Origin of the sequence: Parvibaculum sp., from assembly GCF_039973015.1 — a bacterium.
In the GTDB taxonomy this organism is placed as follows: domain Bacteria; phylum Pseudomonadota; class Alphaproteobacteria; order Parvibaculales; family Parvibaculaceae; genus Parvibaculum.
Map to the genome: position 1 here is coordinate 80,145 of NZ_JBDWLT010000006.1, position 12,015 is coordinate 92,159.

The 12,015-nt window shown below is 63.9% G+C and carries 9 protein-coding genes; 2 read left to right on the forward strand and 7 right to left on the reverse strand.

Annotated elements, in window-relative coordinates:
* Nucleotides 1-2: 2 nt before the first annotated feature.
* Nucleotides 3-2,357, reverse strand: a complete 2,355-nt coding sequence (gene rnr / locus ABJO61_RS04685) for a ribonuclease R (RefSeq protein WP_348323342.1) — start codon at nucleotides 2,355-2,357, stop codon at nucleotides 3-5.
* Nucleotides 2,358-2,359: 2 nt separating this feature from the next.
* Entirely contained in the window at nucleotides 2,360-5,074 is a 2,715-nt protein-coding gene (gene topA / locus ABJO61_RS04690; protein ID WP_348330711.1) for a type I DNA topoisomerase, read from the reverse strand.
* A gap of 384 nt (nucleotides 5,075-5,458) precedes the next feature.
* On the opposite strand from topA, the gene ABJO61_RS04695 reads away from it, so the two are divergent.
* Nucleotides 5,459-5,776 carry a hypothetical protein gene (locus tag ABJO61_RS04695; RefSeq protein ID WP_348325791.1) on the forward strand — a complete coding sequence of 106 codons (318 nt, stop codon included), beginning with the start codon at nucleotides 5,459-5,461 and terminating at the stop codon, nucleotides 5,774-5,776.
* On the opposite strand, the gene dprA is transcribed toward ABJO61_RS04695, so the two are convergent.
* From dprA to ABJO61_RS04715, 4 genes are read right to left on the reverse strand one after another with little or no spacing between them, the layout of a single operon-like run.
* A complete protein-coding gene (dprA, locus tag ABJO61_RS04700; protein ID WP_348325793.1) occupies nucleotides 5,757-6,869 on the reverse strand; it encodes a DNA-processing protein DprA in 1,113 nt (370 codons plus the stop codon). The genes ABJO61_RS04695 and dprA overlap by 20 nt on opposite strands.
* 5 nt (nucleotides 6,870-6,874) lie before the next feature.
* Nucleotides 6,875-7,531 carry a glycerol-3-phosphate 1-O-acyltransferase PlsY gene (gene plsY, locus ABJO61_RS04705; protein WP_348325795.1) on the reverse strand — a complete coding sequence of 219 codons (657 nt, stop codon included), beginning with the start codon at nucleotides 7,529-7,531 and terminating at the stop codon, nucleotides 6,875-6,877.
* 2 nt (nucleotides 7,532-7,533) lie between these two features.
* Nucleotides 7,534-8,829 carry a dihydroorotase gene (gene pyrC / locus ABJO61_RS04710; protein WP_348325797.1) on the reverse strand — a complete coding sequence of 432 codons (1,296 nt, stop codon included), beginning with the start codon at nucleotides 8,827-8,829 and terminating at the stop codon, nucleotides 7,534-7,536.
* The gene (locus tag ABJO61_RS04715) at nucleotides 8,826-9,809 is read right to left on the reverse strand and encodes an aspartate carbamoyltransferase catalytic subunit (protein ID WP_348325799.1); all 984 of its coding nucleotides are present in this window, start codon (nucleotides 9,807-9,809) and stop codon (nucleotides 8,826-8,828) included. Before ABJO61_RS04715 ends, pyrC begins: the two co-directional genes overlap by 4 nt.
* A gap of 110 nt (nucleotides 9,810-9,919) precedes the next feature.
* Here ABJO61_RS04715 and ABJO61_RS04720 point away from each other — a divergent pair, with 110 nt between their 5' ends.
* A complete protein-coding gene (locus ABJO61_RS04720) occupies nucleotides 9,920-11,626 on the forward strand; it encodes an isovaleryl-CoA dehydrogenase (RefSeq protein ID WP_348325801.1) in 1,707 nt (568 codons plus the stop codon).
* On the opposite strand, the gene ABJO61_RS04725 is transcribed toward ABJO61_RS04720, so the two are convergent.
* A complete protein-coding gene (locus tag ABJO61_RS04725) occupies nucleotides 11,623-11,841 on the reverse strand; it encodes a hypothetical protein (protein WP_348325803.1) in 219 nt (72 codons plus the stop codon). The genes ABJO61_RS04720 and ABJO61_RS04725 overlap by 4 nt on opposite strands.
* Between the last annotated feature and the right edge of the window lie 174 nt (nucleotides 11,842-12,015).

Genomic DNA, 12,015 nt, shown 5'->3' on the forward strand with positions numbered 1-12,015 from the left:
CCCTAGCGGCGCTTGCCGCGCGGGGCCTTGCGAGGTGATTTGCCATATTTACCGCGCGCCGGTCCACCACGGCCGGAGGGCGCGCGGGAGCGGCTGCCCTTTCCCGCATTTGGTGGCGCCTCGCCGCCGCCTTCGAGCAGCTCGAAGCGCAAGCCCCCGGTGACGGGGACGGCCTCCGCCAGACGGACGCGAACGGCATCGCCCAGACGGTAAGCATGGCGCGTGCGCTCGCCGACAAGGGCGTGGATGATCTCGTCGTGATGGAAGAAGTCGCGACCGAGCGTCGAGACCGGAACGAAGCCATCGGCGCCGGTCTCGTCGAGCTTCACGAAAAGGCCGAAGCGCGTGACGCCGGAGACCCGGCCCGTGAACTCAGCGCCGATGCGCGCCTCAAGGAAGGCGGCAATGAAGCGGTCCTTCGAGTCGCGCTCGGCAATCATGGAGCGGCGCTCGGTGGTGGAGATGTGTTCGGCGATCTCGGTGAGTTCGGCCAGTTCGTTGTCGGTCTGGCCGTCTTTTCCGAAACCGAGACCCGCGATCAGCGCGCGATGGACGGTAAGGTCCGCATAGCGGCGAATGGGTGAGGTGAAGTGTGCATAGCGGCGCAGGTTGAGGCCGAAATGGCCGATATTGTCGGGCGAGTAGACGGCTTGCGCCTGAGAGCGAAGCACGACATCGGACACCATGCGGTCATGCTCGGTGCCATCGACTTCCTTCAGGATGCGATTGAAATTCGCGGGGCGGATGTTTTCGCCCTTGGTGAAGCTGAGGTTCAGCGTGGCGAGAAATTCAGCGAGTGCGACGAGCTTCTCGCGCGAGGGCGCATCGTGGATGCGATAGATGACCTTGCGGTGCTGCGCCTCGGCCGTTTCGGCGGCGCAGACATTCGCCTGGATCATGAACTCCTCGATGAGCTTCATCGATTCGAACTTGTCGCCAATGCGCACGCCCGAGATGCGTCCATCGGGGCCGATGTCGATCTTGTGTTCGGGGAGATCGAGGTCGAGCGGCGCGCGGGCCTCGCGAGCCTTCGAGATGATGCGGTAGGCCGCCCATAGCGGCTTCAGCACGGGATCGAGCAGGGGGCCTGCGGCGTCGTCCGCGCGGCCGTCGATCGCTTCCTGCACCTGTTTGTAGCTGAGGCTGGCGGCAGAGCGCATGAGACCGCGAATGAACTCATGGCCGCGCTTGTTGCCGTTCCTGTCGAAGACCATGCGCACGGCGAAGCAGGCGCGGTCCTCGCCCTCGACCAGAGAGCAGAGATCGTTCGAGATGCGCTCGGGCAGCATCGGCACGACGCGGTCCGGGAAATAGGTGGAGTTGCCACGCTTGCGGGCTTCGCGGTCCATCTGCGAGCCGGGCTTCACATAGGCCGCGACATCGGCGATGGCGACAATGGCGACGACGCCGCCTTCGTTTTTCGGATCGTCATCGGGCGCGGCCCAGACGGCATCGTCATGGTCGCGCGCATCCGCCGGGTCGATGGTGATGAGGGGAATGTCGCGCAGGTCCGTGCGGCCCTTGAGGCCCTGATGCTTCGCGGCTTCGGCTTCCGCGACCACCTCGCCGGGGAAATCGTCCGGGATGCCATGCGCGTGGATGGCGATGAGGCTGATCGAGCGCGGGTCTTCGCTGTCGCCGAAGATCTCGCGGATGCGGGCGCGAGAGAGGCCATAGCGCTTGCCGGGGATGGTTTCGCCGAGGACGAGATTGCCGTCTTCCGCGCCGTTCACATCTTCGGGTGCGATCTCGTATTCGTTGCGGGCCTTCTTTTCGACGGGGACGAGGCGCCCGCCCTTTCCCCTGGGGTTCTTGCGGTAGAGGCCGAGGATGCGTTCCGCGCCCTTGCCGACGCGGCGGATGACGCGGGCCTCGTAAGGATAGGCTTCGCCTTCGTCCTCCACCTTTTCGAGACGGACGAGAACACGGTCTCCGACACCGGCGGGCGGTTCGTCATAGTCGCGCTTCCGGCGCGAGGTGTCCGGCGCGATGACGATGAGGGGCGGTTGCTCCTCGCCCGGCCATGAGACGGGGCGCGCGATCAACTCGCCATCGGTGTCGGTATGGGTGATCTCGACGACGGTGACGGGCGGCAGTTCATCGGTGCGGCGAAGGTTTTTTGCCTCGTCGCGCGCGATGACGCCTTCCTCCGTCATGGCCTTCAGCAATTGCTTCAGGGGGATGCGGTCGTCGCCCTTCACATTGAAGGCGCGGCCGATTTCGCGCTTCGATGTCTTGCCGGGATTGTCGGCGAGGAAGGCGAGGATTTCCTCGCGCGAGGGCACACCGCCGCCGGTTTTCTTTTTGCCGGTTGCAGGTTTTTTCGGTGCCCCCCGTCCGGGCTTGCGTTCGGCCAAGATCAATCCGCCATTTCAGTGGCTGTGCCGGCTTTTTTGGCTGTCTTCGCCGCCGGCTTTTTTGCGGCGGGCTTTTTAGGTGCGGCCTTCTTCGCCGCAGTCTTTTTGGCGGGGGCCTTTTTCGCGGGCGCTTTCTTCTTTGCGGCGGGCTTTTTTGCGGCGGGCTTTTTTTCCGCTGCTTCCTTCTTTTTCGCGGGGGCCTTCTTCTTGCCCTTGCCTGTTTTCACTTCCTTCTCTGCGACGAGGGCAAGCGCCTCTTCAAGCGTCACGTCTTCGGGCACGGCAGATCTGGGCAGCGTGGCGTTGGTGCGGCCATGTTTGATGTAGGGGCCGTATTTGCCTTCACGGACCTGCACGGGCTTGCCGCTGTCTGGATGTTCGCCCAGTTCCTTCAGGATCTTGCCTGCGCGTTCCTCGGCACGGGCGATCTTTTCGGCGAGCACGGTGACGGCGCGATTGAGACCGATGTCGAAAAGTTCTTCCGGGTCTTTCAGGTTCGCATAGGTGCCGTCATGCAGGACGAAGGGACCGAAGCGGCCAAGGCCCGCCGTGATCTTCTTGCCGGTTTCGGGGTGGATGCCGACTTCGCGCGGAAGCGTGAGCAGGCGCAGCGCCGTATCGAGATCGACATCGGCCGCCGAGGTCTTGGCGGGGAGGCCGCTGCGCTTGGGCTTTTCATCTTCGGCGAGTGGTGCGCGCTCGACATAGGGCCCGAAGCGGCCGCGCTTGAGCGAGACTTCGGCACCCGTTTCCGGGTCGGTGCCAAGTACGCGGTCGCCCTGTGCCTCTTCGCCTTCGGCACCGACGGTGAGCTGGCGCGTGAACTTGCAATCGGGATAGTTGGAGCAGCCGACGAAGGCGCCGAAGCGGCCAACCTTCAGCGACAGGCGGCCATCCTCGCAGGAAGGGCATTTGCGCGGGTCGGAACCGTCGCCCTTGTCGGGGAAGACGTGAGGGCCCAGCACATCGTTCAGCCGGTCGAGAACTTCCGTGATGCGGAGTTCCGTCGCCTCGGCGACGGCGCCGGTGAAGTCCTTCCAGAATTCGCGCAGCAGATCCTTCCAGTCGAGTTCGCCGGCCGAGACCTTGTCGAGCTTTTCCTCCAGCGCGGCAGTGAAGTCGTATTCGACGTAGCGCGAGAAGAAATTTTCGAGGAAGGCGGTGACGAGGCGTCCCTTGTCCTGCGGCACGAGGCGCTTCTGGTCCATGCGGACATAGTCACGGTCACGCAGGGTTTGCAGCGTGGAGGCATAGGTGGACGGACGGCCGATGCCGAGTTCTTCCATGCGTTTGACGATGCTCGCTTCGGTGAAGCGGGGCGGGGGCTCAGTGAAATGCTGTTCCGGGCGGACCTTCTCAAGGCCGAGCTTGTCGCCGCTTGCGACCTTGGGCAGACGGTTGCCTTCATCCGCATCGTCCGGTTCGTCGCGGCCTTCCTGGTAGAGGCGCAGGAAGCCGTCGAAGACGATGACGGAGCCGGTAGCGCGCAGGTTGATCGGCGCGTCGTTTGCCTCGATCTCGATGGTGGTGCGTTCAAGCTGCACGCTTTCCATCTGGCTGGCGATGGTGCGGTTCCAGACCAGTTCGTAGAGGCGGCGCTGATCGTCGTCGAGACGCGAGGCGACGGATTTCGGCAAGCGGCTCAAGTCGGTCGGGCGGATCGCTTCATGCGCTTCCTGCGCGTTCTTCGCCTTGGTGTTGTAGATGCGCGGGCTGTCGGGGAGATAGGCCTCGCCGAACTCGTTGTTGATGACGGTGCGGGCCTGCGCGATCGCTTCGGGCGCGATCTGCACGCCGTCGGTTCGCATATAGGTGATGAGGCCGGTCGTTTCGCCGTCGATCTCGACGCCTTCATAGAGGCGCTGCGCGACCTGCATGGTGCGGCTGGCCGAGAAGCCGAGCTTGCGCGAGGCTTCCTGCTGGATCGTCGAGGTGGTGAAGGGCGGGTTCGGATTGCGCCGCGCGGGTTTGCTCTCGACCGACTTCACCGTGTAGCGCGAGGCCTTGATGCGGGCTTCGATCTCGTCGGCTGTCTTCTGGTCCGGTATGTCGAATTTTTCGAGCTTCTTGCCGTCGAGGGCGACGAGACGCGCGGCGAAGGGCGCATTCGCCGCCGACTTCATATCGGTTTCGACGGTCCAGTATTCCTGGCTGCGGAAGGCTTCGATTTCGAGTTCGCGCTCGCAGATGAGGCGGAGCGCCACAGACTGCACGCGGCCCGCCGAGCGCGAGCCCGGCAGCTTGCGCCAGAGAACGGGGGACAGGGTGAAGCCCACGAGGTAGTCGAGGGCGCGGCGCGCCAGATAGGCGTCGATCAGCTCCTTGTCGAGCCCGCGCGGATGCTCCATCGCCTCGGTGACGGATTTCTTGGTGATGGCGTTGAAGACGACGCGCTGGACCTCGACGTCCTTCAGCACCTTCTTCTTGTTCAGGACTTCCAGGACATGCCAGGAAATTGCTTCGCCTTCGCGATCCGGGTCAGTTGCGAGGATCAGACGATCCGCGCCCTTAACGGCGGCGGCGATTTCGTTCAGGCGCTTCTGGGACTTCGCATCCACATCCCAGGCCATGGCGAAATCTTCGTCCGGCTGGACCGAGCCATCTTTCGAGGGCAGGTCGCGGACATGGCCGTAGGATGCGAGGACCTTGTAGTCCTTGCCCAGATATTTGTTGATCGTTTTCGCCTTGGCAGGCGACTCAACAATGACAACGTCCATTGGACCGCTTTTTCTCTCTTATAAATATGTCGCGACGGACCGCATCAGCACGCAGGCTCCAGTGAGCCCGGGCGCGCTTTACACCAGTCATCCGTGAAAAGCCAAGAGTACCGTCGCATCCGGTCCACGTCTGAACCGCCGGCTGAAAATGGTGAAAAGGGCGATGACTGTCAAATGCCGCGGATTCCTTGGGAAAATTCAGGAGGAAATTCGGGGGGAAATCGGCGCTTTGAAAGCTCTTGTCAGTTTGAACGCAATTGGACCTGATCCCGGAGTTTTATTTTCTCTTGAAATATATACCATCGGTCTAGTTCCTTGTGCGTGACCATTCGCGCGGGAAAAGCGTCACCGCCCCGGGGAGGGGCAAGCAAAGGATGGCTGGCGATGCGGAAATCCATGCTGAATGCCGAAAGTGTGCCCGAAACCAGGGACAACCAGAGCCTTGCGCCGCGGCACAGACATGCCTCGAACCTGCCCGACAACCTGACAGATGCGGATGACGAGGCTGTTGCGGCCTATCTGCTCGATCTGATGATCGCGTCGCGGCGAATGGCAGACAAGCGCGGCTTCCGGTTCCTTGCCTATCTGATCGGCGTGGCGGCGGAAGAATCGCGGCTGCTGATGCTGGGGCGTTCGGCGGTGAAACGGCAGGGCAACGCAAGCGCGCCGATAAGGTCCACGCTCAAGCCGGCAAAAGACTGACCCTGTCGCCGGGATCCCGGTGGATGCGGCCGGCGAGTTCGAGTTCCAGCACAACGGCACGCACCTGCGGAACCGGCGCACCGGACTGGCGGATGATTTCGTCCATCGGCGTGGGCGTGGGGCCGAGCGCGGCGAGGACGCGCTTGCGCGTATCCATGTCTGTATCGGGCGCATTGCCGGAACGCGGTGCGAAGGAAGGCGGCTCGGGCTCGCGGAAAAGATGACCGAGCGGTTCCGCGAGAGCGGCGATGACATCGCTCGCATTCTCGACCAGCGGTGCGCCGTCCTTGATGAGCTTGTTCGATCCTTGCGCGCGCGGGTCGAGCGGGGAACCGGGCACGGCAAAGACATCGCGGCCCTGCTCCAGCGCGAAACGCGCGGTGATGAGCGAGCCTGAGCGGAGTGCGGCCTCGACCACGACGACCCCCAGAGAAAGACCGGAGATGAGGCGGTTGCGGCGCGGGAAGTGACGCGCCTGCGGACTGGTGCCGGGCGGCATTTCGGTGACGAGGGCGCCGCGTGCGGCGATCTCCGCCTGGAGTTCCCTGTTTTCTTCCGGGTAGACGATATCGAGGCCGCCCGCGAGAACGGCGATGGTGCCGCCTGCGAGCGATGCGCGGTGCGCCGCCGTGTCGATGCCGCGCGCGAGGCCCGAGACGACGATGAAGCCTTCATGGGCGAAGGCTTCGGCCATGTCGCCCGCGATGCGGCGGCCCGCAGCGGAGGCATTTCGCGAGCCGACGATGGCGATGGATTTCTGCGCCGCCAGCACGAGATTGCCTTTCAGGGAAATGACGGGCGGCGGCGGATCGAGAGCGGCAAGACGCGCGGGGAAGGCTTCGTCGCCAAGAACGAGGAGATGGCCGCCGAGCTTTTCCGTACGCGCGATTTCCGCTTCCGCCTCGCCTTCACGGGCAACGCGGACGGCGCGTTTTGCACCGCCGCGCGCGGCGAGATCAGGCAGGGCATCGAGCGCGGCGACGGCATTGCCGAAATGATCCAGCAGGTCGCGGAAGGTGACGGGGCCGATATTTTCGCTGCGGGCGAGGCGGAGGCGGGCAAAACGCTCCGCGGCGGAGAGCGCCGCTGCCACGCGGGTCAGTCCCCGGTCTTGTCTTCGGCCTTTTTCTGGCCGATGCGCGATTCTTCACCGGCGAGAAGGCGGCGGATGTTGTCGCGATGCGCGATGTAGATGAGGGCCACGAGCACGACGCTGAGACCGACGAGATCCCACTGATTGAGCCAAGCGAAATAGACTGGCGTCAGTAGAGCCGCGACGAGGGCGGAGAGCGACGAGTAGCGCGAGGTGAGGGCGACGATGACCCATGTCGCGCAGAAGAGAAGGCCGACCGGCCAATGCAGCGCGAGCAGGATGCCGATGAAGGTAGAGACACCCTTGCCGCCCTTGAAACCGAGCCAGACGGGATAGAGGTGGCCGAGAAATGCGCCCAGCGCGGCGAGACCGAGCATCCATGCGGGATTGACGCTATCCGGCGCTGCCTGGGCGGCAAGAAGGCTGGCGATGTAAACAGCGAGAGCGCCCTTGGCGGCATCGCCGATGAGCGTTCCGACCGCGACCCAGCGATTGCCTGTGCGCAGTGCGTTTGTGGCGCCGATATTGCCGGAACCGATGGAGCGGATGTCGCCAAGTCCTGCAAGGCGCGTGAGCAAAAGGCCGAAAGGAATGGAGCCGAGCAGGTAGCCAAGCACCAGCGCGACTAGCAGCAGCGGTGTCGCAAAATCGGTAAAGCCCATTGTCAGCGCTCCTCCCCCTGAGCGTAAACGGTGCGTCCGCCAACCATGGTGCGGAGTGCGCGCCCCTGAAAGAGGCGATCCTCGAAGGGCGTGTTCTTCGAGATCGATTTGAGCCTAGCCGCTTCGAGCTTCCAGGGCACCTCCGTATCGATGAGCACGAGATCGGCGGGAAGGCCCGTGGCCAGCCGTCCCCGGCCCAGACCGAGAAGATCGGAGGGGATGGAGGTTAGTGCCGCGAGGAAGCGGCCAAGCGGCAAGTCGCCATTATGCACGAGGGCGAGACCGGCGGGCAGCAGGGTTTCGAGACCGATGGCGCCGAAATTCGCCTCGGCGAAGGGACGGCGCTTCACTTCCGGGTCCTGCGGGTCGTGGCTGGAAACGATGACATCGATGGTGCCGTCGGCGAGGCCCGCGACAAGGGCGAGGCGATCCTGCTCGGTGCGGAGCGGCGGCGAGAGCTTGAAGAAGGTGCGGTAGGACTGCACGTCGTTTTCATTGAGTTGCAGATGCGCCGCCGAGACACCGCAGGTGACGCCGAGGCCGCGCGTCTTTGCGCGGCGGATGATCTCGACAGAGGCTTCACAGGAAACCTGCGCGACGTGATAGCGCCCGCCGGTGTATTCGAGCAGGCGAAGATCGCGCTCGATCATGATGGTTTCGGCGATGGCGGGCGTTCCCGACAGGCCGAGGCGGCTTGCAAGTTCGCTTTCGTTCATGACGCCGGTGGCGAGCGTGGGCTCTTCGGCATGCTGAACGACGAGGGCGCCGAGATGGGCGGCATAGGAAAGCGCGCGGCGCATGACCTGTGCATTCGCGACGGCCTTGACGCCATCGGTGAAGCCGACGGCGCCTGCATCGAGCAGGAGGCCGAGCTCCGTCATCTGTTCGCCGTGAAGACCCTTGGTGAGGGCGGCCATGGTGTGCACGTTCACGACCGCCGTGTCGCGGGCGCGGCGCTCGATGAAATCCACGAGGGCAACGTCGTCGATCACCGGATCGGTGTTCGGCATGACGATCATGGTGGTGACGCCGCCTGCGGCGGCTGCCTTGCTGGCAAGCGCGAGCGTCTCGCGATGCTCGGCGCCGGGCTCGCCGGTGAAGACGCGGCAATCGATGAGGCCGGGCGCGAGGACGCGGCCACGGCAATCGACCAGTTCGGCGTCTTGCGGCGTGCCGTCATTGAAAAGGGCGGGGCCGAGATCGGCGATGATGCCATTCTCGACGAGAAGGCCGCCAATTTCGTCGTAGCCCGATGCCGGATCGATCAGGCGCGCATTGATGAAGGCGGTGCGGCTCATGAGCGGCCTCCCGAGAGGGCAAGCTCGTTCGGCAGGTTGCGCGCGAGTGCGTCGAGCACGGCCATGCGCACGGCGACGCCCATCTCGACCTGTTCGCGGATGAGGCTGCGGTCTATGTCGTCGGCGACGGCGCTGTCGATCTCGACGCCGCGGTTCATCGGGCCGGGATGCATCACGAGCGCATCGGGCTTGGCATGAGCGAGCTTCGAATAGTCGAGGCCGTAGAAATGAAAATATTCGCGCTGGCTCGGCACGTAGGAACCGGTCATGCGCTCCAGCTGGAGACGAAGCATCATCACGATGTCGACGCCTTCGAGGCCCTTCTTCATGTCGTGGAAGACCTCGACGCCGAGACGCTCCACGCCGGTGGGCATCAAGGTCGGCGGGCCGACGACGCGGACGCGCGCGCCCATCGCGTTCAGGAGCAGGATGTTCGAACGGGCGACGCGGCTATGCGCGATGTCGCCGCATATGGCGACAAGGAGACCTTCGAGGCGGCCCTTGCGGCGGCGGATCGTGAGGGCGTCGAGCAGGGCCTGTGTCGGATGCTCATGCGCGCCGTCGCCCGCATTGATGACCGAGCAGGAGACTTTCTGCGAGAGAAGCTCGACCGCGCCGGAATTCTGGTGACGAATGATGATGAGGTCGGGGTGCATTGCGTTCAGCGTCACCGCCGTGTCGACCAGTGTCTCGCCCTTCTTCACGGAGGAGGAGGAGACGGACATGTTCATCACATCCGCGCCGAGGCGCTTGCCCGCCAGCTCGAAGGAGCTTTGCGTGCGCGTGGAAGCCTCAAAGAAGAGATTGATCTGTGTGCGCCCGCGAAGGACGGAGCCCTTCTTGTCGACCTGCCGGTTCTGCTCGACATAGGTGTCGGCGAGATCGAGAAGGCTGGTGATATCGGACGGGGAAAGGCCCTCGATCCCGAGCAAGTGCCGGTGCGGGAAAACGGGCGAAAGCTGTTTGTCAGCGCTGGTCATTAAAGCCGCATTGTATAGGGCCGATTCATGGGGGCGGCAAGGCGGAATTGGCCGGGCCCCGAGAGCGGTGTTAACCTGATGGGCAAGCCCCCGAAAAAGAGGTTCATGCCATGGCCGCCACCGATATGGACGCAGAAATGGAAACGCCTGCCGATTTCGCGACTCACGAGGTGTTCAACCAGCCGCCGCCGCTTGAGGATGTGAACCTGTTCACGGGCGACAAGGCGCTCACAGAGACCGTGGAGCGGGAAGGCGGCGGGGACGAGCGCGCATCGCTCACCGCATTCGGGAAGGTTGCGGGGAGCGCGGAGGTGCTGGACCTCGGGCGTCAGGCGAATGCCTATCTGCCGGTGCTGAAGAGTTTCGACCGCTTCGGGCACCGCGAGGACCGGGTGGAGTTTCATCCCTCCTATCACGCGCTGATGGCAATTTCGGTGAAACAGGGGCTGCACGGTTCGCCTTGGGATCATCTGAAAGAGGGGCTCGACGCAAAGCCGAAACCGGGCGCGGTCGTGGCGCGGCTTGCGGGCACCTACATGATGACGCAGGCGGAAGCGGGACATGGCTGCCCCATCACCATGACGAATGCGGCGGTGCCCGCGCTCCTGTTTCAGCCGTCGCTGGCGAAGGAGTGGGTGCCGCGTATTCTGTCGCGCGAATATGACCCGCGGTTCATTCCGGCGAGTGAGAAGAGCGGCGTGACGCTCGGCATGGGCATGACGGAGAAGCAGGGCGGGACAGACGTGCGCGCGAATACGACGGTGGCGCATCCCGCGGGCAAGGGCGGGCCGGGCGAGGAATATCGTATCACCGGGCATAAATGGTTTTTCTCGGCGCCGATGTGCGACGCCTTCCTCGTGCTGGCGCAGGCACCGAATGGACTGTCGTGTTTCCTGATGCCGCGCTTCACGCCGGACGGCGCGCCGAATGCGATCCGCATTCAGCGGTTGAAGGAGAAGGTGGGGAACAAGTCGAATGCATCTTCCGAAGTCGAGTTTCAGGCCGCAAGCGGCTGGCTGATCGGCGAGGAAGGGCGGGGCGTTCGCAACATCATCGAGATGGCGACCTATACGCGGCTCGACTGCGCGGTGGCGACAGCGGGGATGATGCGGCAAGCGGTGTCACAGGCCGTGCATCATTGCTCCTATCGCACGGTGTTCCAGAAGAAGCTGATCGACCAGCCACTGATGGCGAATGTGCTGGCGGACCTTGCGCTCGAAACGGAAGCGGCGACGGCATTGTCGTTCCGTGTGGCGCGCTCGTTCGACCGGGCGCATGAGGACGAGGCGGAGGCGGCCTTCCGGCGCATCATGACGCCGGTCGCGAAATACTGGGTGTGCAAGCGCGCGCCGAACCTCGCCTATGAGGCGATGGAGTGTCTCGGTGGCAATGGCTATGTGGAAGAAGGGATCGCGGGGCGTATCTATCGCGAGATGCCGGTGAATGCGATCTGGGAAGGCTCAGGCAACGTCATGTGCCTCGATGTGCTGCGCGCGCTGATGCGGGAACCGCAGGCGCTCGACGTGGTGTTCGCGGAGTTCGAGAAGGCGAAGGGCGCGAATGTTGCCTATGACGGCGCGCTCGATGCGCTGAAGGAGGCATTTACCGACATGGGTTCGCTCGAGGCGCGCTCGCGGCAGGTGGTGGAGCAGATGGCGAAGGTGGCGGCGGGAGCGGTGCTGTTGCAGCACGCGCCTTCGGCTGTGTCGGATGCCTATTGCCAGACAAGGCTCGGGCGCGACTGGGGCGATGTCTATGGGACGCTGCCGGCGGGGGCGGATGTGAGGGCGATCAACGAGCGGGCGCGGGTGGCCTAGTCAGTTTTCCGTTCCGTGCGGTCTTTCAGAAGCGGTATGACGAACTGAATGACGATGCATGCTACCGCCGCAAGGAACATGACGGCAGTTGCGACGAAGGCCATCACTATTGCGAGCCCGTGATAGCTCACCTCGAAGTAAGCGACTACGAATGCCGTGCCGCAAATCGCAAGGGCGAGAAGCAATATGGTGCGGGCGATTTTAAGTGCCGCCATTCTTTTTTCCCGCTCCTGATCGGTTGATCCGCTCATGGACCCCCTGAGTTCACAAACGAAGTGCAACACCAGCTTGGGCTTAAGGTGTTGCGATGGGGCACAAATACAAGCAGTTCACTCTGGAAGACCGGTGCGAGATTGCCCGCCTACGTGGCGAAGGGCGCTCGATCCGGC